The sequence below is a fragment of the Pseudoalteromonas sp. Scap25 genome, assembly GCF_013394125.1.
GTDB lineage: Bacteria > Pseudomonadota > Gammaproteobacteria > Enterobacterales > Alteromonadaceae > Pseudoalteromonas.
In genome coordinates, this window is sequence record NZ_CP041327.1 from 2,364,052 (window position 1) to 2,386,505 (window position 22,454).

23 protein-coding genes are annotated in these 22,454 nt (G+C 39.7%); 9 read left to right on the forward strand and 14 right to left on the reverse strand.

All coding sequences use genetic code 11. The annotated features are described in order from the left end of the window. Positions 1-12 precede the first annotated feature (12 nt). The 4 genes from glmM to rlmE form a co-directional block, all read right to left on the reverse strand. Entirely contained in the window at positions 13-1,362 is a 1,350-nt protein-coding gene (gene glmM, locus FLM54_RS10930; RefSeq protein ID WP_178956386.1) for a phosphoglucosamine mutase, read from the reverse strand. After that, positions 1,362-2,207: a dihydropteroate synthase gene (gene folP, locus FLM54_RS10935; protein WP_178956387.1), complete on the reverse strand. Its 846-nt coding sequence runs from the start codon at positions 2,205-2,207 to the stop codon at positions 1,362-1,364. Before folP ends, glmM begins: the two co-directional genes overlap by 1 nt. A 105-nt stretch (positions 2,208-2,312) precedes the next feature. After that, complete coding sequence (gene ftsH / locus FLM54_RS10940; RefSeq protein WP_256729743.1) at positions 2,313-4,286, reverse strand: ATP-dependent zinc metalloprotease FtsH; 1,974 nt, start codon at positions 4,284-4,286, stop codon at positions 2,313-2,315. Positions 4,287-4,352: 66 nt separating this feature from the next. Further along, on the reverse strand, positions 4,353-4,982 hold the full coding sequence (gene rlmE / locus FLM54_RS10945) for a 23S rRNA (uridine(2552)-2'-O)-methyltransferase RlmE (RefSeq protein ID WP_010388002.1): 630 nt from the start codon (positions 4,980-4,982) through the stop codon (positions 4,353-4,355). An 88-nt stretch (positions 4,983-5,070) separates the two neighbouring features. On the opposite strand from rlmE, the gene yhbY reads away from it, so the two are divergent. After that, the gene (gene yhbY, locus FLM54_RS10950; protein ID WP_008112687.1) at positions 5,071-5,367 is read left to right on the forward strand and encodes a ribosome assembly RNA-binding protein YhbY; all 297 of its coding nucleotides are present in this window, start codon (positions 5,071-5,073) and stop codon (positions 5,365-5,367) included. Positions 5,368-5,421: 54 nt separating this feature from the next. Here the strand turns inward: yhbY and FLM54_RS10955 are convergent, their stop codons facing one another. Beyond that, entirely contained in the window at positions 5,422-5,913 is a 492-nt protein-coding gene (locus FLM54_RS10955) for a SixA phosphatase family protein (RefSeq protein WP_178956389.1), read from the reverse strand. After that, positions 5,910-7,064, reverse strand: coding sequence for a serine hydrolase domain-containing protein (locus tag FLM54_RS10960; RefSeq protein ID WP_178956390.1), 1,155 nt, complete (start codon positions 7,062-7,064; stop codon positions 5,910-5,912). The genes FLM54_RS10955 and FLM54_RS10960 overlap by 4 nt, the downstream gene beginning before the upstream one ends. Positions 7,065-7,179: 115 nt before the next feature. Here FLM54_RS10960 and FLM54_RS10965 point away from each other — a divergent pair, with 115 nt between their 5' ends. The 6 genes from FLM54_RS10965 (at position 7,180) to FLM54_RS10990 (ending at position 13,256) form a co-directional block, all read left to right on the forward strand. Beyond that, the gene (locus FLM54_RS10965) at positions 7,180-7,989 is read left to right on the forward strand and encodes a hypothetical protein (protein ID WP_138608286.1); all 810 of its coding nucleotides are present in this window, start codon (positions 7,180-7,182) and stop codon (positions 7,987-7,989) included. A 359-nt stretch (positions 7,990-8,348) separates the two neighbouring features. Next, entirely contained in the window at positions 8,349-9,206 is an 858-nt protein-coding gene (locus FLM54_RS10970; protein ID WP_138605367.1) for a MipA/OmpV family protein, read from the forward strand. Continuing rightward, entirely contained in the window at positions 9,196-9,582 is a 387-nt protein-coding gene (locus FLM54_RS10975) for a DUF3019 domain-containing protein (RefSeq protein ID WP_010387996.1), read from the forward strand. The genes FLM54_RS10970 and FLM54_RS10975 overlap by 11 nt, the downstream gene beginning before the upstream one ends. A 41-nt stretch (positions 9,583-9,623) precedes the next feature. Next, complete coding sequence (locus tag FLM54_RS10980) at positions 9,624-10,328, forward strand: response regulator transcription factor (protein ID WP_054201686.1); 705 nt, start codon at positions 9,624-9,626, stop codon at positions 10,326-10,328. A gap of 85 nt (positions 10,329-10,413) precedes the next feature. Beyond that, a complete protein-coding gene (locus FLM54_RS10985; protein ID WP_138605365.1) occupies positions 10,414-11,703 on the forward strand; it encodes an ATP-binding protein in 1,290 nt (429 codons plus the stop codon). 197 nt (positions 11,704-11,900) lie between these two features. After that, entirely contained in the window at positions 11,901-13,256 is a 1,356-nt protein-coding gene (locus tag FLM54_RS10990) for a sodium-dependent transporter (RefSeq protein WP_010387992.1), read from the forward strand. 49 nt (positions 13,257-13,305) lie between these two features. On the opposite strand, the gene FLM54_RS10995 is transcribed toward FLM54_RS10990, so the two are convergent. Together FLM54_RS10995 and FLM54_RS11000 are read right to left on the reverse strand one after the other, a co-directional pair. After that, the gene (locus tag FLM54_RS10995) at positions 13,306-13,749 is read right to left on the reverse strand and encodes a GNAT family N-acetyltransferase (protein ID WP_178956391.1); all 444 of its coding nucleotides are present in this window, start codon (positions 13,747-13,749) and stop codon (positions 13,306-13,308) included. 51 nt (positions 13,750-13,800) lie between these two features. Continuing rightward, on the reverse strand, positions 13,801-14,544 hold the full coding sequence (locus FLM54_RS11000) for a sporulation protein (RefSeq protein ID WP_008109135.1): 744 nt from the start codon (positions 14,542-14,544) through the stop codon (positions 13,801-13,803). 308 nt (positions 14,545-14,852) lie between these two features. On the opposite strand from FLM54_RS11000, the gene FLM54_RS11005 reads away from it, so the two are divergent. Further along, complete coding sequence (locus FLM54_RS11005) at positions 14,853-16,424, forward strand: cation:proton antiporter family protein (RefSeq protein WP_010387989.1); 1,572 nt, start codon at positions 14,853-14,855, stop codon at positions 16,422-16,424. Positions 16,425-16,709: 285 nt separating this feature from the next. After that, positions 16,710-16,931, forward strand: a complete 222-nt coding sequence (locus tag FLM54_RS11010) for a DUF3820 family protein (RefSeq protein ID WP_010387988.1) — start codon at positions 16,710-16,712, stop codon at positions 16,929-16,931. Between the two features lie 107 nt (positions 16,932-17,038). On the opposite strand, the gene FLM54_RS11015 is transcribed toward FLM54_RS11010, so the two are convergent. From FLM54_RS11015 to ilvY, 6 genes are all read right to left on the reverse strand, one after another. Continuing rightward, entirely contained in the window at positions 17,039-18,274 is a 1,236-nt protein-coding gene (locus FLM54_RS11015; protein ID WP_138605357.1) for an ATP-binding protein, read from the reverse strand. 26 nt (positions 18,275-18,300) lie between these two features. Next, positions 18,301-18,993 (reverse strand): response regulator, encoded by a 693-nt coding sequence (locus tag FLM54_RS11020; RefSeq protein ID WP_178956392.1) that lies wholly within the window; start codon positions 18,991-18,993, stop codon positions 18,301-18,303. A gap of 14 nt (positions 18,994-19,007) precedes the next feature. Next, on the reverse strand, positions 19,008-19,373 hold the full coding sequence (locus tag FLM54_RS11025) for a DUF3019 domain-containing protein (RefSeq protein ID WP_178956393.1): 366 nt from the start codon (positions 19,371-19,373) through the stop codon (positions 19,008-19,010). 13 nt (positions 19,374-19,386) lie between these two features. Further along, a complete protein-coding gene (locus FLM54_RS11030) occupies positions 19,387-20,226 on the reverse strand; it encodes a MipA/OmpV family protein (protein WP_256729714.1) in 840 nt (279 codons plus the stop codon). Positions 20,227-20,337: 111 nt separating this feature from the next. Continuing rightward, positions 20,338-21,384 (reverse strand): GGDEF domain-containing protein, encoded by a 1,047-nt coding sequence (locus tag FLM54_RS11035; protein WP_138605350.1) that lies wholly within the window; start codon positions 21,382-21,384, stop codon positions 20,338-20,340. A gap of 90 nt (positions 21,385-21,474) precedes the next feature. Continuing rightward, a complete protein-coding gene (gene ilvY / locus FLM54_RS11040; RefSeq protein WP_178956394.1) occupies positions 21,475-22,380 on the reverse strand; it encodes an HTH-type transcriptional activator IlvY in 906 nt (301 codons plus the stop codon). Positions 22,381-22,454 lie beyond the last annotated feature (74 nt).

Below are 22,454 nucleotides of genomic sequence, written 5' to 3' on the forward strand. Positions count from 1 at the left end.
AGGTTATTGTTATCAATCAGTTTGTTTGCTCATAGATTCGACAACCGCTGCTATTTTTTGTGCGCTATCGATAACTATTTTTTCTTGTTCTGCTTCAACCATCACTCGTACAACAGGTTCAGTACCTGACTTACGAAGTAATACACGGCCTTTATCTGCTAAGCTTTGCTCTACTTCAGCTACTGCAGCAAGTACTTCTGGTGCTTGAGTTGGATCGGTACCGGCAGTGTATCGCACGTTAATCATTTTCATTGGGTACTTAGTAAATCCAGCGCCTAAATCTTGAAGTGTACGGTTTTGAGCCACCATAGCAGCAAGCACTTGTAAGCTTGAAATAATGCCATCGCCAGTGCTAATTAAGTCTAAATTTAAAACATGGCCTGAGCTCTCACCACCAATTTTCCAACCTTTTTGCTGCAGTAGTTCCATCACATAACGGTCACCCACTTTGCTACGAGCAAAAGCAATATTTTTTGCTTTTAAGGCATTTTCAAGACCCATATTAGACATGACAGTACCAACAACCCCCCCTCCTAAGTTGTCATCTTGGGCAGCTTGGCAGGCAATAATGTAAACTAAATCATCACCATCAAATACGCGGCCATTGTGGTCTACCATCATTACACGGTCGCCATCGCCATCATAGGCAATACCTACATCCGCTTTATGCTCAAGTACTTTACGCTTTAGTGTATCTACGTGAGTTGCGCCACATTCATGGTTAATATTTACCCCATTAGGCTCACATGCATGGGTTATCACCTCAGCGCCTAGCTCTCGCATAACTGAAGGCGCTATGTGATACGTTGCACCGTTGGCACAATCTAGGACTATTTTTAGCCCCTCAAGTGATAAACCTTGTGGAAACTGACTTTTACAAAATTCAATATAGCGGCCATCAGCGCTTGATAGGCGTGTTGCTTTACCTAGCTTATCAGAGGCAACACATGTCATTGGTTCATCAAGCATGGATTCTATTTGCAGCTCTACAACATCATCTAGTTTTAAGCCTTGGCCATTAAAAAACTTAATGCCGTTATCGTAATAAGGATTATGAGATGCGCTAATCACAATACCCGCTTCTGCGCGAAACGTTTGCGCTAAATATGCAACGGCAGGCGTTGGCATAGGACCAAGCAAAATAACATCAATACCGGCTGCAATTAAACCAGACTCCAATGCAGTTTCAAGCATATAACCAGAAATACGAGTATCTTTACCAATAATGACTTTTTTTGTGCCATGTTGTGATAATACGCGCCCTGCAGCCCAGCCTAATTTCATTGCAAATTCTGGATTAATAGGCCCTTGCCCAACTAGACCACGCACACCGTCTGTGCCAAAATATTTTCTTTCTTGCATTAAAGTACTCCTTGTTTGCAGGCTTGATATACGCCAAGCACGTCTGCGGTTTCTTTTACATCATGCACACGAATAATATGCGCACCGTTTTGTGCTGCTATTAATGCGCCAGCTAAACTACCAGCTAATCTATTTTCTGTATCTCTGTTGAGTAAATTACCAATCATTGACTTACGTGATAAACCCGCCAGCAGCGGTAAGCCAAACTGGGCAAAGTCATTAAATTGAGACAATATTTGATAATTGTGTTTAAGTGTTTTTCCAAAGCCAAAACCAGGGTCTAATATTAATTGGCTTTGTCTTATACCAGCAGTTTCGCATGCAGCGATGCGCTGGTTAAAAAAGTCATTTATCTCGCTTGCTAAATCATTATAGTGAGGGTCGTTTTGCATACTTCGCGGTTGTCCTTGCATATGCATTAAGCACACGACCACGTCAGGATACTGAGCAACCACCTCTAATGCACTAGGTTCTTGTAATGCTCGCACATCATTAACAATATCCGCACCAGCTTCAATGGCTTGACGCATGACTTCGGATTTACTGGTATCGATTGAAATAACGCAATCACTTTGCTCACGTATAGCCTTAATAATCGGAATAACGCGCTGCAGTTCATCTTCAAGAGTGACATCCGGCGCTCCTGGACGTGTTGATTCACCGCCGATATCTAAAATAGTCGCGCCGTCATCAAGTAATTGCATTGCATGTTTGAGTGCAGCTGTAATATTAAAAAACTGGCCACCATCTGAAAATGAATCAGGGGTAACGTTTACTATTCCCATAATAATGGGTTCGCTGAGATCAAGCGCTCGACCACGTGCAAGGTTAATTTTATTATTCATCGCTAACCTTAATATGTGTTTGTTAAGTGTAATTTGAGTTAATTACAGCAAACTGATACAAAAAAGCCCCGAAATTCGGGGCTTTTGGATTTGTTATTTTAACGATTATTCAGCTTTATCATCAAGGTTTGTTTCATCTTTTTTAGATTCATCTTTTTTAGAGTCGTCGTTTTTAGATTCGCTAGTTGGTTTTTGTATTTCATCAACAGCTTTATCTTTAGAAACATCTTCTTTTTCTGATTTAGCTTCATGTCGGTCATGCGCATCACGTGGTTCACGTACTGGCTGACGCGCCATTAAGTCATCAATTTGTTTGGCATCGATGGTTTCATACTTCATCAGTGCGTCTTTCATGGCATGCAAAATATCAATGTTTTCTTTCAATATTGATTCTGCACGTTGATAGTTGCGGTCTGAAAACAAGCGTACTTCTGCATCAATTACTTTTGCTGTTTCATCCGACATGCTCATAGAACGACCACCGCCGCCACCCATGTACATTTCATTTTGATCTTCAGCATAAAGTAATGGGCCTAGCTTTTCACTTAACCCCCATTGTGTAACCATTTTGCGAGCAATGTCAGTTGCACGTTCGATATCGTTACTTGCACCGGTAGTTACTTTGTCTTCACCATAAATAATGGCTTCAGCAATACGGCCACCATAAAGACTAGAGATCATAGACTCAAGTAACTCTTTTGAATGACTAACACGGTCTTGCTCTGGTAAATACATCGTCACACCTAGCGCACGGCCACGTGGAATAATAGATACTTTATAAACAGGATCGTGCTCTGGAACCATACGCCCAACAATGGCATGACCTGCTTCATGATAAGCTGTCATTTCTTTTTCTTGCTCGCTCATCACCATGGTCTTGCGTTCAGCACCCATCATGATTTTATCTTTTGCAGCGTCAAATTCAGCCATACTAACAACACGTTTATTACCACGTGCTGCATAAAGAGCCGCTTCATTCACTAAGTTAGCAAGATCTGCACCTGAGAAACCAGGTGTACCACGAGCAATCACTGCCGCTTCAACGTTATCACCTAAAGGTACTTTACGCATATGTACTTTTAGAATTTGTTCACGACCACGAATATCTGGTAAACCAACCACAACTTGGCGATCAAAACGGCCAGGGCGAAGTAATGCTGGGTCTAAAACATCCGGACGGTTAGTCGCAGCAATAACAATAATACCTTCATTGCCTTCGAAGCCATCCATCTCAACTAGCATTTGGTTAAGCGTTTGCTCACGTTCATCGTGACCGCCACCCATACCTGCGCCACGTTTACGTCCTACTGCATCGATTTCATCGATGAAGATGATACAGGGCGCTGCTTTTTTAGCTTGTTCGAACATGTCACGTACACGTGATGCACCTACACCCACAAACATTTCAACAAAATCAGAACCTGAAATAGTAAAGAATGGCACTTTTGCTTCACCGGCAACCGCCTTAGCAAGTAATGTTTTACCTGTACCAGGAGGACCGACCATAAGTACGCCCTTAGGAATACTGCCACCTAATTTTTGGAATTTAGATGGGTCGCGTAAAAAGTCCACCAGCTCGGTTACATCGTCTTTGGCTTCATCACAGCCAGCTACATCAGCAAAAGTCGTTTTGACTTGATCTTCACTCATTAAGCGGGCTTTACTCTTACCAAATGACATGGCGCCTTTGCCACCGCCACCTTGCATCTGACGCATGAAGAAAATCCACACACCAATTAGCAGAATCATAGGGAACCAAGAAATGAAAATACTTGCTAAAAACGATTGTTCCTCAGGTTTTACACCTTTGACATTTACATCGCTTTTTAACAAATCATTTAAAATATCTTTATCATAGATCGGCATAATCGTTTGAAAACGCTCGCCGCTATTTTTTATGCCAGTAATTGTGCCACTGCCACTTTCAATAGACACTTCTTGTATAGAGCCACTGCGGGCATCTTTAACAAATTGACTGTAACTTGTTTGACGATCAACTTGATCGCCGCCATTAAAGCTCTGAAATACTGACATAAGCACAACTGCAATAACCAGCCAGAGTATTAGATTTTTCGCCATATCGCTCAAGGGGTTAACCTCTTGTATCCAATTAATTTAAATTCAACTAAACGCCAAGCAACTGTACTACAGTTTGTATCCAGTCGCTACTATATATACTTCCCGAGAACGGGGACGCGAGGCATCCGGTTTACGTATCTTCACTGCTTTAAAACTATTACGTACATCTTGCAAATATTGATCAAAGCCTTCACCTTGGAATACTTTAACAATAAACGCGCCATTTTTCTTTAAAACTTGGTGGCACATATCAAGTGCAAGCTCAACCAAGTACATGCTCCCCGCCTGATCAACCGAGTTATTACCACTCATGTTAGGTGCCATATCAGACAATACCACATCTACATTTTTACCATCAATGCGTTTTAACAATGCATCAAGTACGGCCTCTTCACGAAAGTCACCTTGTAAAAAGTCAACACCCGCTAATGAATCCATAGGTAAAATATCACACGCAACCACTTGGCCTTTGTCACCTACTTTTTCTGCTAAGTATTGTGACCAACTCCCTGGGGCTGCGCCTAAATCAACCACTGTCATTGCTGGACGCAATAACTTATCTCTGTTTTGGATTTCGTCTAATTTGAAAACAGCTCGAGAGCGCCAGCCTTTTTTTTGCGCTTCTTGAACATATTTATCATCAAAATGTTCTTTAAGCCAACGCTGTGAACTGGCTGACTGTTTTTTATTTGTCATAAATTAACACGCAACTAATTAGTAATATTCTCTAGATGGCGTTAGAATACCCTTAATTCAAGCCATATTCAGCAAAATTTGTAATATCATGACATTATCAAACAAACAAAAGCAGTTTTTAAAAGGTCAGGCACATAGCCTTAAGCCTGTAGTTTTACTAGGTTCTAACGGTTTAACCGAAGGCGTAGTAGTTGAAATCCAAAGCGCACTAGAAATTCACGAATTAATTAAAGTGAAAGTGCCAACTGACGATCGTGAAACAAAAAAGCTTATTTTTGATGCCATAGTTCGCGAAACAGGAGCTACCAAACTACAAACAATCGGCCATACGATTGTGCTTTACCGTCAAAGCCCTGAGAAAAAAATTCAGTTACCTCGCGGCTAACAATCCGTTATAAATGATACAAAAACCAGCCGTGGCTGGTTTTTTTATATATAATTAAAAATCCATTATTCGCAACTTTGCTCTGTAGTTACCATCCTCAAACTTACTCAGCAAATAATAGTGCCCGAACTGCCCCTCATTCATATTTTCAATAGTTTGGTTACTCAATAACGAAGCCAATTGCGGTGTGGTATTACTATGCCCTACAACCACCACAACACCATTTTGTGCTAACAACTGATTTTTCAATGTCGTTAAATCAGCAGCATTATAAGTTATAACTTTAACATTAAAATACCTAGCTAAAGGCGCTGCAGTACTTAATGTTCGGTTATAGTTACTACTGTATAACGTAATGTCTGGATGGGCTTTAACTAGCGAAACCAAATGCTCAGCACGTACTTGCCCTCGCTCTGTTAAAAATGGATCATTGCCTGTTTGTTTTTCACTATGACGAAACAAATAAAGCTGTTCAGGCGCAGAAAAAGCAGGGTGGCACAGCAGTAATAGTAATACTGCCCATGCTGATTTTATCAATGTACTCATTGTTTTTTACCTCGTTTGTATGCCAATAAACGGTCTATGAACTCCGTAGTAAGCTCATTAATGAGCCCAGTTTCTGCATTTAAAATTAAACTAAACCCTACATTTAAGTGCGGAAAAACCACTAAGTCACTGCGGTAGCCTTGCACCCAACCACTGTGATAATAAAGCGTTTCATCATCATAGTCATACACACGCCAGCCTAGCCCATAGTAGGCTTCGTTCATGTGCTCTCGCCATACTCGTCTGTAGCGTTCTTTTTTAGTATGAGTATAAGGGCGTGTTTGCGTGGCCAATGCATCTAAGGATAATACCGATGGATATTGCCCTAATTGCGCATTTAACCAAATAGCCATATCTGACGCACTGGCGTTTACCCCTGCCGCGGGTGCAACTTTATAATAATTCTTTTTTAAGCGGGCGCTATACCAACGTTTTTTTCCACGCACGTGAGGGTGTGCATAGTTATTATCCTGCACCATGGCATCGTAACCCAAACTAGCATCATTCATTTCTAGGGGAGTAAAAAACGCCTCATTAAGCCACTGGGTATAGGTTTTGTTGGTACTTTTTAAAATTACGTCGTCTATTAAGCTAAACATTACATTTTGATAGCCATAGCAATCACCAGGGTCACAAATGGGTTTAACACTCAATAGTTTTTCAACAATGTCCTTATAACCCATCCGCGATTCGATTAAATTATCGTAAGCGTTAGGCACTAGACCACTAGAATGGCTTAAAATATGAAAAACTTTTAAATCATCTTTATAGCCAGTTTGCTTAAAATCCGGTAAATAATAACTAACAGGTAAATAAAGATTGAGCCGCTGTTCATTTGCGAGTTTAGCCGCTAACGACCCTGCAAATGTTTTCGATACGGAGGCTAAACGAAATCGAGTGTGCGGGTTGATTTTTTGCCCACCGCGCACCTTTGTATTACCCATAGTATGGATGTAGTCACGCGCTTGTGAGTTGACAATGGATAGCGCCCCTCCTGGGATTTTTTTTATTTTTAGTTTTTTTTCTGTATAGCGTCCATAACTTTTAACAAATGCTTCCCAATCAGGATCTGTGCTTGCGCTCGCCTGTAAATGCGTCCCGATAAGGAGCACGGCAAAAAAGTAAAAGGGTAAGGTGTTAAAATACTTCATTCTTAGCTAATTTTTCTTTTTTAGTCATAATCAACCGTTATAATATCATGAACTTTTACTCGGACTAACGTACAATATGTCCGATTAATGGCTTTTGAGTGGATGTAAAATATTTATGCGTTTTTTAGTTGTATCACTTTTTATAATATCAGCGTCAGGTTGTGCTGTCGTTAAACAACCCGCAGAACCTTTAGTTATGCCTGCAAAGCCTATGCTCAAGAGCCAAACTTACCAGTTAAAGTATGAAGCTGAGCATGCTTCACCAAAAGTGAAGTCGGTGCAATTACCCGCCCACAACGTGAAAAAAAATCAAACTGTTAGAGTAATCGTAGACCGTGCAAGTGTTACCGACACTTTGGTCTCTCAAATAAGCCAAGCCTTAATTGATAAACAGCTTAAGGTGACCACTAGCGAGAATAGCGATTATACGTTAGCAATTCATCAAGTTGATCTTGAATTTATAGATGACGCTAAGTACACCCTAGCGCAACCAGAAAAACCATATTCATTATTTTCAAAAGTAGCCCAGCAATTTCCGTCCCAACAATGCGCCAATATATTAGCCCAAGTTAGTATGCGACTTACTCACAAAGCATCGGGCGATGTGGTGTGGTTTGCTAAATCATCAATTGATAGTGCAAGCTTCCATCGTGAACCCCTTGTTTATAGCTTTAGCGAAGAAAAGAAGATCACTAATGAGCTAGAAGTTGTTGCATTTATACATAAGCACAACACCGAACAGGCTCGCCTAAAACGAGCTGAGCTTAATAATGAAGTAACGGCCCCTGCGTATAAAACCATTACAAAATTAAGTCGTTTAACTAAATTAAATGGGCCATGTACACGCACCGAAATAAGTGCTCTAACACCTATGATGCAATTTTACTTAAGCAGTATTCTTATTGATAAAATTAAAGTTCAGTAGTTGTTAGGACGACCGCTACATTTTTTTACAGATTTAGCTAAGAGTTTGACAATATACTAGGGTCTGTTGACCTTTCAAGGTTAAATTTGCAGCACTCTGTTTGGTATTTAGACAAGGCAGAGTCTTTGTGGTGTGGTTGCTCCCCATAAATAGGCGATAACGCAGCATCAATGCCAAACAGACGCTGCCCGAAGGGTTCTGCCTAGGGGCGATTTACTCTTTGTTGCTCGGTTTTTACTTAGCCCACTAGGTTACAAACTTCGCGCCGCGATTAAACCGCCCCTAGTTTGAACAAATTTTAATCCGCAAAGGTCAACAGACCCTAGCCTCTTTAGCAAACTCTAATTAAGGTTCCAAGGATGACGTATACTTCTCTTAAACAGTCTTTTGGTTGTGCGGCCTTATTAGTTGCCGCTATTTTTAGTGCCCAAAGCAGCGCCAGTAATCGTTACTATGCCGATAACACTTTGGAACCCACCACTGGGTTTGCCTGGGATTGGAGCGCTGGCGCAGGTTATTACATTGAAGACTCTTATTTAGTTGGCATGAACTCCTATGATGTTGGTGCAGAACTAGATTTGAGTATTGCAGTTTCTTACGATAATTTTTATCTAGATTTTGACCATAATCAGCTCAGCGGTGGACTTGTTTTAGGCTATAGCTTAATTAACAAATATGATTGGGGTCTTGATTTATTAGGCACCAACATTCAAGCAGGTTTTGATGAACAAGGTTTAGGCTTTTATAACGACGGAATAATTGATCCACTGCGTGGTATAAAAAAGCGTAACTATGATTTTGACACCGGCCTTCGATTAACACGCCGATTTGAAAACTCACAAGTTTCATTTGAATATTTACATGATATAAGCGGTGCTCATAATGGTTGGGTTGCCAATGTGTTTTTCAGCCATATTCAACCTTGGCGCAATTGGGAGTTTCGCTCCGGTATTGGCTTAAGTGCCTACTCTGCTGATTTTACAAACTATTACTTTGGTATTGATAGCGATGAAGCAAACGCAGCACGCCCTATTTATAGTACCGATGCCAGTACCAGTATTATGTTTGAATTTCATGCCGAATACCCCATCAATCAAGATTGGGTATTTTTAGCAGGCTGGTTAACCACTTGGTTTTCAAAAGAAATTGATGACAGCCCAATTATTTCCCAAGGATATCAACACAAAGCCAAGGTAGGCCTGCGTTATGTACTTTAGATTTTTTTACTGTTTGTTGTTTACATATTCGGGCTCTTTGCTTGCAGCCACTACACAACCACCCAGTGAACTTACTGCTGTTCCCGATACCTGTGTAGCCTTACGTGAAGGGCGTCAATGTTATGCCGATGTTGTCTTATCGTGGCAGCAACCAGAGGTAGGAAATTATTGTTTACGCGATGCGACTTCAAAATACATTATGCAGTGCTGGCTTAAACAGCGACAAGGCTCACTTAATTACGCCTTTGATTCAACCCAGAGCATTTCATTTGAGCTGTTTGATAGTAATACATCACAAGTGATTGCTGTAAGCGAAGTTAAACTACAATGGGTGTATCAAAATAGACAAAAAAAGCGGCGCTGGCGGTTATTTTAGCCACACACTATAAACATCATTCAGGTATACGAAGAAAGCTTATGGATAATTACGGTACTATTTTACTGGTTGAAGATGATATCTCTCTTGCACAATGGGTAACTGAGTATTTAACTGAGCAAGGCTATATTGTGCATGTATGTCATCGCGGTGATGAAGTTATAAGCCAAGTAAAGCATTTAAACCCACAGCTTATTTTACTCGATATTATGTTACCAGGTCTTGATGGTATCAGTGTATGCCGTGAGTTACGTAGCTTTTATCAAGCCCCTATAATTATGCTCACCGCACGAGATGAAGAAATGGATGAGGTCATTGGGCTTGAAGTCGGTGCCACAGATTACATTATAAAACCTGTTCGCCCTCGTGCACTGCTTGCTCGTATTAAGTCGGCTTTACGCTACAGCAGTGACACGCCTAAAACTGATGCTCAAGAGAGCATGATCAATATTGGTCAATTAAGTATTAATACCGAATCTCGTAACGTTACACTCAACCAGCAAGATGTGAATATTTCAAGCGCAGAGTATTTATTACTGCATTATTTAGCGAGCAACGCTGGGCAAGTTGTATCACGTGATGCGGTGTTTAAAGCAACCAAAGGCAGGGAGTATGACGGCCTAGATAGAAGCGTTGATGTGCTTATTTCTGCTTTGCGTAAAAAGTTTAATGATGATCCGCAAAAACCAGAAAAAATAAAAACTATTTGGGGGCGTGGTTATTTGTTTGTGACTACAGCGTGGTAAGTTTTAATGCCTGAGCGCTTAAATAATAAGCGCGACAATAATAAAAGTCACTTCAATACACCCAGCCTATTATGGAATAGCATCAATGAAAAAGTTTTATATTTCACTACTAGGCAGTGCGCTGCTTTCAATTATTGTTTTAGGTTGGCTTATTGATGCATTTAGCCAACAAGCACATGCACCTTTGGATGAGTTTAGTGTACAAAGCCAGATTATTGTCGGGTTAAGTAAACAGCTCACAGCTATAAAGCCACAGGCACGACCAGAACAGGTAACTAAGTTAGCCAAAGATTTTAACCTGACTCTTAACTACAAATTAAATCAGTCGCTAGCATTACCATCAGCGCTATTAGATAAAATGCAAACTCAAGGCGGGTTAATACTCGAGGACGAGCAAGGCTTTTACATGCTCTACACTAATGATGCATTAAGCCCTTACCATTTAACCATGCGTTTAGATAAGCCTTACGAGAGCACACAGCGAAACGACATAATTTTAACTTTGTTATTTTATACTGGCTTATGTGTTTTTATGGGTTTTATTATTACCCCTTTAGCAAAACGTCTTACAGTATTAAATGATGCGGCAAAACAGTTCGCATCCGGTAATGTTAAAGCCCGAATTAAGCCCTCTCGCTTTACCTATATTAAAGATGTGGAACTGACCTTTAACCGCATGGCAAGCCAAATTGAAAAGTTAGTAGCTGAAAATAAACTGATGGCCTCAAGCCTGTCCCATGATATAAGAACCCCAATAGCATGCTTACGCTTTGGTGTTGACGCTGCACTTGATAGCCATGATGAGAGCAAAATAAAGCATTACCTAACCCGTATGGAAACCGATTTGGATCATATGGAGTCAATGTTAAAAAGCTACTTAGCATTTGCTACTTTGGAACAAAATGCCAATAAACTCACTTACTCATCAGCAAACCTTAAACAATATCTAAGTGACATTGTGCTGCAGCTTGAACCAAGAATAACCGCACGTTCGCTTAATATTTCTTTAGAATGTGATGATCATACTATTTTTGCTGACTTACATTGGCTAGCAAGAGCGATCGCTAACTTAATTAATAATGCCTGCGATTTTGCACATCATCACATTAAAGTAACCGCCTCGCTACAAGAGCACACTCTAGTGATCAGCATTGCCGATGATGGCCCAGGCATAGCTCAAGAAAACAATCAAAAAGTATTTAGCCCGTTCTTCCGTGAGCGCAGCCACCGTAATCGCAGTGACAACAGTTACGGGTTAGGATTGGCTATCGTTGCCAAAGTAGCCGATTGGCATCATGGTTCAATAGAAGTGAGTAAAAGTGAGCACCTTGGTGGGGCCTGCTTTACACTTACGATTGCGCGGTTTAGATATTAATTAAACAAGTACCATCCGTTCTAACTAACGCAATATAATTAAAGAAATCGTGCTATTTATAATCAAAAAATGCACGTGTTATTTATATCTGAAAATAAAACGCAATAATTGTGCGACTAAGTCAAATAAGCACTTTTTATTTTTTTACAATTCCAGTAGATTGTCACGGCGTCGAAAAAATAGAGAAGCAAAATAATATGAGTGCAGTAAGAGGTGAGTTTAGCTCCCGCTTTGGTTTTATAATGGCTGCGGCAGGATCTGCTGTTGGGCTTGGTAATATTTGGGGTTTCCCGACACAAACAGCAAGTAATGGCGGGGCTGCCTTTTTAGTCGCTTACTTAGTACTGGCCTTCTTTTTAGCCTATCCTGCTTTAATGGCAGAGCTGATGATAGGTCGTCATGGACAAGCTAATGCGGTTTCTTCACTAACAAAATTAACCACTAAACCTTGGCAAAAGCAGTTTGCATTTGCTGTTGGCTTTGGCGGGATTTTATGTGCAGGCTTTATACTAAGCTTTTATGCGATTGTTGCTGGTTGGATGTTAAGTGCAACTTTAGAGCCGGTTACTACTCTCATAGGCGCAGATGCGGCATCTTCTTGGTTAAGTGAACAGTCACTTACACGTAACATTCTTTTTACTGTGGTATTTATTATTTTAACCGTTGCTATTATCAGCCGCGGTGTTGAAAATGGTATTGAAAAATGGTCAAAACGTTTAATGCCTGCTTTGCTCGGTATTTTGTTTGCCTTAATTGCCTATGTAATGACTCAAGAAGGCGCTGTTGAGGGATTAAAAGCTTACCTAGTCCCTGACTTTTCTTCTATTTTTGATCCCACCTTATTAGTCAGTGCACTAGGACAGGCCTTCTTTTCATTGTCACTGGGTACCAGTGTAATGATTATCTATGGCTCATATATCAGTAAAAAAGAAAACCTCGTCTCTTTGGGGGCTTATGTTACGCTTATTGATGTATTCATCGCATTTGTAGCAGGCTTACTGATTATCCCCGCGATGTATGTTGCACAAGCCCAAGGTGTTGAAATATTCTCGTCAACAACAGGTAAACTGCTTTCAGAAGACACCTTAGTATTTCAGGTTTTACCCGCCTTATTTGATGGCATGGGTGGTGTGGGTTTATTTGTTGGCTTTGCTTTTTTTGCATTAATGAGTATTGCCGCTCTAACCTCGTCAATTTCAATGCTTGAAGCGCCGGTATCGTACACTGTAGAGCGCTTTGCAATGAAGCGTGTGCAAGCAACATGGTTAATAGGTGCTTTAATTGCCATAGTTAGTATTACCATAGTGTGTAACTTAGGCACGTTATTTGGTTTAGTGATCACCTTAACAACTAAAGTCGCGCAACCTTTATTAGGACTTATGTGTTGTATTTTTGTAGGATGGATCTGGTATAGGTCATCACTGCTCAAAGCAATCCAGCAAGGTAACCCTGAAGTACATAACACCTTATTTTGGAAAATATGGCCTTGGTACACTAAGTTTGTATGCCCTATCGCCATTAGCTTAGTATTTTTACATTCTTTACTTAGCTAGTAAAACAAAAAAGGCCCACTAATGTGGGCCTTTATTTATTAAGAATTATCTACTGCTTTAAAATCATATCTTGATGGGGTATGCCATCTTCTAAGTACTCCTCCCCAACACACTCAAAACCAAATGAGCGATAAAAATTCAGTAGGTAGGTTTGTGCGCCTATATAAATATCACGAGTAGGCCACTGAGTTCTACAACAGGTAATAGCCTGGCTAACTAATTCTTTGCCTAAACCAGAGCTGCGCTGTGATTGAGCAACTAAAACGCGCCCTATCGCACTATAATGTGCATCTTTCTCATAACAACGAGCATAGGCATTTACTGTTTGCCTATTGAGTGAATACAAGTGGCGAGTAGCATCTGCAATATCCACATCATCAAGTTCGGGGTAAGGACACGCTTGTTCTACAACAAATACGTCAACACGTTCACGCATTATTGCAAACAGGGTTTGGGAGTCGAGCGCAGAGAATGGCTCACATTTAAACGCCATTTAAACACCTTTTATTATTACAGGGCCTTACTAAAAGGCCCCATAATCTTATTAAGCAAATAATCGCTCTAACTGATCACATAACTGAGATAAGTTAACATGATCATGCTCGATAGTTAAATCGACATAACCGTCACTTCTAAATGCTCTGTCTAACTCAATCAGTACATGCGTTTTATGCGCTTCAGGAATAAACGACAGTTCAATTTCCTTTATGCCAAATAAGCTGCGACTATTTGGTTGATATTCAAGCTCTTGATAACACCCAGACACAGATTGAAAAGTAGAAGCACGTAAATGGCCTTGCTCTACATCTGCTTTAACTAAACTAAATCCTAGCTTCTCCATTGCTTGCATACAGGTTTTAACTGCTTCATTCGGATAGATGTGCAAATGGTCTTTATCTGTTGGATCAAGCGCAAGGTCAATATCAAGCCCTGTTTCTAACCACACATAAGACTGGTTATAACCGGCATTAATTTCAGTAATTGGTGTTTCTGAATGCAAACGGGCTTCAAACGGGATAGTTTTAACTTCACCAGGCTCAACAGTACCAATGTCAGTTATGCGCCATTGATCAATAACATGATTAGTAAAGTAATCACCGTCTTCACTGGCCACTTTTACCCGGGTAACTAACATTAAATCCAAACCCGCAATTTCTTGACTCACATCACCTGCAGTAATAACAATTTGTGCATTGAATAGTTGGCCTGGCTGAAGATGCTCGGTTTCTAAAATGGTATCTACCTTGGCAGCACCAATGCCTACCGATGCTAAAATTTTTTTAAACATAGTTTCTCCTTAAGCTAAGCATACACTTGTTTGCTTACGCTTAAATTCCTTCGTTATGGCATCTTAACCACATTTAAAAGCGCTTGTCAGCGAAAAACTGCTATTTACATGCTGTTTACCATAAAACCGACCATTTATGTCTGTTTTTTGTACTTTATAGTCACTTTATACACGCATAACGGTGTTTTAGATATCAGGTGATAAATACTCATAATCAGCCTATTAGCTGTAGTAAATAAGTAGATTAATTGTCAATAAGCATTGTTTTTCGCTACACTACAATGCCAAGTGCAGTGATACTAATAACTATGGAACTAATTTATTTTGCTACCGCCTTCGTCTGCGGTTTTGGTATATATCAGCTAAAATTACCGCCGCTTATCGGCTTTCTTATGGCCGGATTTATTCTTAATTTAGCGGGTTACAAAAGCACGGAGCTACTCGAAACGATTGCCTCTTTAGGGGTCACACTGCTACTTTTTAGTATTGGACTCAAGCTAAAAATTGCTAACCTTATAAAACCTCAAGTATGGGCTCCTGCCACCATACACATCATTTTAAGTAGCGCATTGTTTAGTGGCTTCATGTTGTTGCTTGGTGTATTTGCACTGCCATTATTTGTCGATTTAAGCTGGCAAAGTGCATTGTTAGTCGGCTTTGCTTTAAGTTTTTCGAGTACGGTATTTGCTGTAAAAGTACTTGAAGAACGCGGTGAAATGGCAAGTTTGCACGGTAAAATAGCCATTGGTATTTTGGTTATGCAAGATATATTTGCAGTCATATTCTTAGCGGTCAGTACAGGTAAAGTACCGAACATTTGGGCCTTAGGGTTAATTGTTGCACTACCTTTGTTTCGCCCAATTATGTACTGGGTTTTAAACCGCTCTAAACACGGTGAGTTACTGCCGCTATTTGGCTTTTTCTTTGCATTGGTAGCTGGGTACAATGCCTTTGAATTCGCAGGATTAAAAGGCGATTTAGGCGCATTGATCATTGGCATGATGTTCGCCCCTCACAAAAAAGCAGGTGAGCTGTCTAAATCGCTGCTTAGCCTTAAAGATATATTACTGGTTGGCTTTTTCTTAAGTATTGGTTTAAGCGCAGAGCTTACTGCCCACTCTTTAGTCGTTGCTTTAATTTTAGTGTTGGTTATTCCTGTTAAAACGCTGCTTTACTACATACTAACTAACTTATTTAAACTGCGAGCTCGTACCTCTTTGCTCACCGCATTTAGTTTGGCTAACTTTAGTGAGTTTGGCTTAATTGTTTGTGCCGTTGCTGCATCTAGCGGCATGGTTACCTCTGAATGGCTCGCTGTTATCGCGATTGCCGTATCAATTACATTTGTGATTGCCTCCCCTTTAAATAAACGCTCTAACGAGCTGTACGTTAAAATTGAACGCCTCTTATTGAAGTTTGAAAGCAAGACCCGCTTAGCAGAAGAGCTTCCTGTAAACTTAAATGATACGAAAATAGTAATCTTTGGTATGGGTAGAATTGGCACCGGTGCCTATGAAACAATAAACGCAACCCACCCTGATGTGGTTGCAGGTATTGATATTAAACCTGAGGTGGTTGATAAACATATTAAACGTGGACGCAGAGTATTAATTGCGGATGCAACTGACCCTGATTTTTGGCAGCGTGTTAATCACTCTCATGTCGAAATGGTCATGTTAACTATGCCCAAACATATGCAAAATATTTTTGCCTTAGAGCAATTACAAGCATCAGGCTATAAAGGACAAGTAACAGCCATTGCTAATTACCCCGATCAGCAAAAAGAATTAGAAGATATGGGAATAGATTCTACATATAACTTTTACTTAGAGGCTGGTAGCGGTTTTGCAGAGCATGTAAAGCAAACCTTGTTTCCGTAATCGGGCTTAGATGCAAATAGATTGCATTTACATTCCTTTACATCTGAGTATTTTATTGGTCAAAAAATCAGGTAAAATGTCTGTGTTGGTTTAATAAAGCTAATACCTAAGTTTGTGTTTTATAAAAGACAAATAACGGACCCCTTGCTTTTAAGTGACCAATAAGATTCTCAAATTAGAGGGCCTACTCCCTCTATCAATAGGCTGTTACTTGCCCGTTACAGCCTATTTTATTTTCTTAAAATCCCTTACACTTATCCCCATTATTTATAAAAGATGTCAGTAATGGATCCTCAACAACTAAAAGTAGCGATTAACACCATTATGCCATTTGGCAAGTATGCGGGACGCCCTTTACTTTTGCTGCCTGAGCCATATTTAGTGTGGTTTAAACAACAAGGCTTTCCTGATAGCAAGCTTGGCTCTCAGCTCGCTATGATGTACGAAGTGAAGCTTAATGGCTTAGAGCAAATGCTGATGCCATTACTAGAAAAAAATAGTAAATAAAATAGAACTTTTCTATAAATGGTCTGTCTATCTATTTGCTACTTGTTGATTTTTTGGTTTTAAACCGCAAAAAAGCGCCTTTATGGCGCTTTTTTATTGTTTGGGATTTAGTTGTCGAGGGTGATAATAAACTTAACTCCACCCAGTGGTGAGTCTTCAATCTTACACTGCCCTTTATGCCAGCTAATAATTTTATTTACAATTGCTAGCCCTAATCCAAACCCACCGGTTTTTTTATCACGGCTTTTATCTAAACGGGTAAAAGGTTTAAACACTTTCTCACGTTCAGCATCCGCAATACCTGGGCCATCATCTTCAATAACCAGAAATAACTTTTCGGCGTTGGCAGTTAAACTAATATGCACAGTTTGCGTAGCATGTTTTAGTGCGTTACTAATTAAATTTTGTAGCACTCGCGACATAAAATGACTATCACATACGTAAATGAATTGACTCGGTAGCGTTGTTGTTAATTTAATAGGGGTATCAAAACTTACTTTTTCGATATTGGCTTTAATTAATGCGACGATATCACAAGGAGCCAATTGTAAGCTTGGTTGCTGTGTATCTAAACGAGCGTATTCCAACATTTCTGATACCAAGGATTCCAGCTCATGAATATCCATTTGCATATCAGATAAATAGTGCTGTGCTTTGATGTCCTGAGTTTTATCCTCTAACATCGCGATTGCAAACTTCAAACGCGCTAATGGTGTTCTAAACTCATGTGACACTGATGAGGTCAGTTCCTGTTGAGCACTCAATAAAAACTCAATCCGCTGCTGCATTACTTGCAACGTATCAGTGATGGGTAAAAAAAATGATTTAGAGCGGTCGCTTAATTGAAAATCTTGCGCGCCTCCGACGGCTTCACAGGCTTGGCTGAGCTTAGCAAAGTCTCGCCATAACAATAAGCTCCATAACCCTATCGGTAAGCTAATAATAAATAGCACCAATAAATAAGGTATTACGGTCCCAGTGTTTTTAGCTTTGACACCTACAGGACCTACTTGTAACAACTGAGAATTATTTAAAGTAACATACCAAACAATACGTTGCTGCTTATCATACAAGTAAAGGTAATTATTTTGAGCTAATTGTAATTGCTGCTCAGGAGGGAGAACTAAATCTTGCTGAGAGATAACTTGACTATCAAAATTATGCTTTAGCTGTTCAAGACCATCTGCCGTTTGAGAGAGCAGCCATAATGACTGCCCAAATTCATCATCTAACAAAACATGTTGCTCAGATTCATCATACGGCCAAAGCTGCTCTATAACACCACTGGCAATAAACAAAGAGGCAATAATATACACGTAAAGGCTTATAAATAGCTTCCCCATTAACCTAGCCTAATACCTTGCATTAATTACATGTCCCACGCATCTGATACAAATAAATAGCCTTGCCCCCACACCGTTTTAATACGGTATGGCTTATCACTATTATCACCAAGCTTCTTACGAATTCGAGATACACGTACATCAACGGTTCGATCTAGCCCGTCGTACTCACGTCCAATCATATGTTGGTGCACATGTTCTCGGCTGAGTACTTCTCCTGCATTTGAAGCTAATAACCACAGTAATTCAAACTCATGTGAGGTCAATACGATTTCTACACCGCTTAACTTTACAATACGACTGGTTTTATCTATTGATAAATCACCAAACTTAAGCTCCTCAATGGCTTTTACGCTAGGCTGTCCACGTCGCAATAATGCACTAATTCGAGCCAACAACACGCGCGGCTCCGCAGGTTTAATAACGTAATCGTCAGCCCCGAGCTCTAGGCCAATAACTTGGTCAAAATCTTCGCCCTTTGCAGTAAGCATTAAAATAGGTAAGGTGTATTTGTCGCGCACTTGGCGGCACACGCTAAAGCCATCTTTTCCTGGCAGCATCACATCTAGAATGATTAAATCAACATCGTTTTCACTCAGGTAAGGAAACACTTCGTCTCCGCGATCTAATACGTCAACTTCTAAGCCATTATGCTCAAGATAGTCTTTGGTTAATTGTTGCAACCCTAGGTCATCTTCAACAAGTAATATCTTTGGCATTTATTGCTCCTAAATTAAAAAAAGCTCCAAGGTGAGCGTAGCCGATGTTTCTTCTTCGCGTATGCAGTTTGCACTTCTACTTGCACACTCGCTAATGATACACCTGTAAGGGGATTAATCAGGGAGTATATGGTCTCCACCTGAACACGCGCTTTATAACTAAGTTGCCCTTTTTTTACCCCTTGCCAACATTTCAATTGAGTATATTGCTGGTATAAACACACATCGATTGGCTCAGGCAATTGCCACTTAAATTTTAACTCAAGATCACAGAACTCTTGTTGTTCGGAAACCACACAGACTTTGGGTGATACGTTAAGTGAAGGGGCTTTTGCAACACTTGGGTTGCTAAAAAATGAAGCTGCAAACACAACCAACATAAAACACTTCATATTAAAATGTATGTTCGAATCCTATAAAGGCGGTCATTGAATAGTCATGTTCAAATAGCGGGCTACTATCCATTGCTGAATAGTCATAATATGCTAAATGAAAACGAAGTGCGTTGGCTTTACCTACCGGCCAACGGGCGTCGATTTTAGCATAAGGTTGCCAGCTACTACCAACTTCTATTTTACCATATGAAAATTCTGCGCTGTTTAAGCCATAAAAGTAATTATTTAGTTTGGCTGATTTGTAGTTAACGCCTAAGGTTGATTTAAGTTTTAACAACTTAAGATCAAAATGGTATTGCCATTGTAATGATCCTCTGTAGCTATTATAAACACTATTTACATCATGCAATAATTGCGCAGAAAATACCTGTTGTTGTTTTACAAAAACATAACTGACGCCAGCATCCAGTACTACTCGTCTTTTTTGAATATTATTAATATTAATCTGGCGCGGAGATTCAACATCTTGTGATTCTAATATTTCGTTATTAGACATTGTTGTGAGCGGGAATATATTTTTCGGGTGCCAATCAATAAAAAACCGTGATTCTGGGTTAATCTCAGACACAAAGCTAATGTTATGCGTATCACTTTGTATAAAAGAGTAGCCTAAACGACCGTTATCAAAAAACCAATTTTGGCCATAATAAGCCACTTGTGGGACAACCACTAAAGGAATATTGTCTGCTCCATATAAAGGATTACTGATCACCCCTACCCCTAAGCTGACACTCATTTTAAGTTCATCAGTAGTGATATTTTGCTGCGTCTGAGCAATCGCATTAGCGCTAAACAACACCAATAAAATGCATATTTTTATTCTCAGATGTAACGCCATGGAGTTATTCACTAGTTTATAAAGTGGCTTTGACCCTATAGTAGCAAGTAGTATAAGTACAAGCTCTAGAAGGTTACAATCATTAACAAATTTGATACAAACGGAACACGTTTACAAATTGGCGGCTATTTCAACTCGATTTCGACCATGAGTTTTAGCTAAATAAAGTGCTCTATCGGCCTTTTCTACTAACAAACAGCTCTTACTAAAGGGCTCCATTAAAGCAATACCAAAACTTGCTGAGATATTACGTTTATTATTGCTATCTTCTTTTTTACGAATGGTTAATTTAGCAATACTCAAACGCAACTGATTACAAAATGTCATCGCATCATTAATGCTATCAAAGTAACCCGTAATACAAAATTCTTCACCACCGTAACGATAAGCATTATATTGTTCTTGCACACTATTTTGCACTTTTTGGGCAACAAGCTTGAGAACCTCATCACCTTTTTGATGGCCAAAATCATCATTAAAACGCTTGAAGTGATCAATATCTAACATTATTAACACGGCTATCTTAGCTTGCTCATCTTGTGAAGATGCATGAAGGCAAAACTCAACTATATCGGTATCAAATTTACCGCGATTTAATAACCCCGTTAGCGAATCTTTATCAACCGCTTCTTGAGTCATAGTGAGGGCTTCTTTTAAATCTTTAATCTCATTATATGCTTGCGCTAATTTAGTTTGGAAGCCGCGAGCATAATCTTGCATTGCAATTGATTCGTCTGTTAAACGCTCTACACAAGAGAGAATTTCATTAAATGAGTTTATACTAGAGAGTGTTTTTAACTCATTTTGTGAGTCAACTAACGAGGTGGTAAAACTTTTTGAATATTGAATAGAATCACTCAAATCAAACTGTACTTGCTCTACCGTATTATGAAATCTTTCAGACATTTGTTGGAAAAACGCTAACTCTTCATCATTTATATATTTATCGAATATTTCCTGTGCACTTTGAGCAGAACAAGTATTGTGCTGACCGATAACTCTATCAAGCTCTAAATTTAGTTGTGGATTATCGCCCTGTACATAACAATACCAAATTGCATAATTAATCGGCGTTACCGCCATTTTGTACTTCACCATAAGCGGAATGGCTTTTTTTAAACACTGGGCAGAATGAGCAAGTGAGGCAGTATTATCCATAATCGAAACTCTCAGACATCACAACAAAGATGTTAATAAACACATAAGTATTAGCGGTTTATATTAACAGTTTTTTATCATTCAACAAGCCTATATTATGTTTTCCCCCATATTTTGAGCAATATTCCACAGCGCACTAATCGCAGGATCATTTAATTCTTTGTGTAATACCGCCAAGCCAATTTTAAACCCTTGTGGGGGCTCATCTTTACTATCCAAAATCTGAACTTTATCGTTTAAAGGGCTATTATCGAGAACAATTTTTGGGATCATGGCCACACCTAAGCCCAAACTCACCATAGATACCATAGCCTCATGCCCAGCGACTTGTGCATAGATTTTTCCTTGCACGTTACTTTTTCGCCACCACTGCTCTAACCTTTGTCGTGAAAACCCTTGTTCAGCAACAATAAATTCAAGCTCTGACCAATCAATAGTCTCGCTGTTATTAGCTAGTTTTTCTGTGATCGGACATTGAATAGTGGGCGCAATTAATACCAGTGGCGAATAACCAATATCTACAAATGCAATTTGTGCAGGTAATTTACTGGGCCTAGCTGCAATAGCCATGGATTCGTGACCGTCTAATACACGATTTATTGCCAGAGCAGGGTCGCCCGTATTTAAGGTGATTTCAATATGCTGATGCTGAGCCCTGAGCTGCTCCAAAATATGATGCAAAAAACTATAAGATGCAGTAACAGAGCAATAAAGGCTCACATTGCCATAAATATGTTGCTGCGGTTCGTTTAAATTGGCCTTAAAACGCTGCCAATTACTGAGCGTTGCACTAGCATACTCCTTAAATGCAACGCCTTCGCGAGTAAGTTTGACACTGCGATTATCTCGCTGGAACAGCATCACCCCTACTTCATCTTCTAACTGCTTAATATTACGACTTAAAGTAGGCGCACTTATGTGGCACAACTCACTGGCACGAGAAAAATGAAGCGTTTTTGCCAACGCCAAAAAGTAATGTAAATGCTTATGATCCATAACAACACCAGTATTTCAAATTATGAAATACTTTAATTCAAATATATCATTTTACGCAAGAAGATATTTTTCAT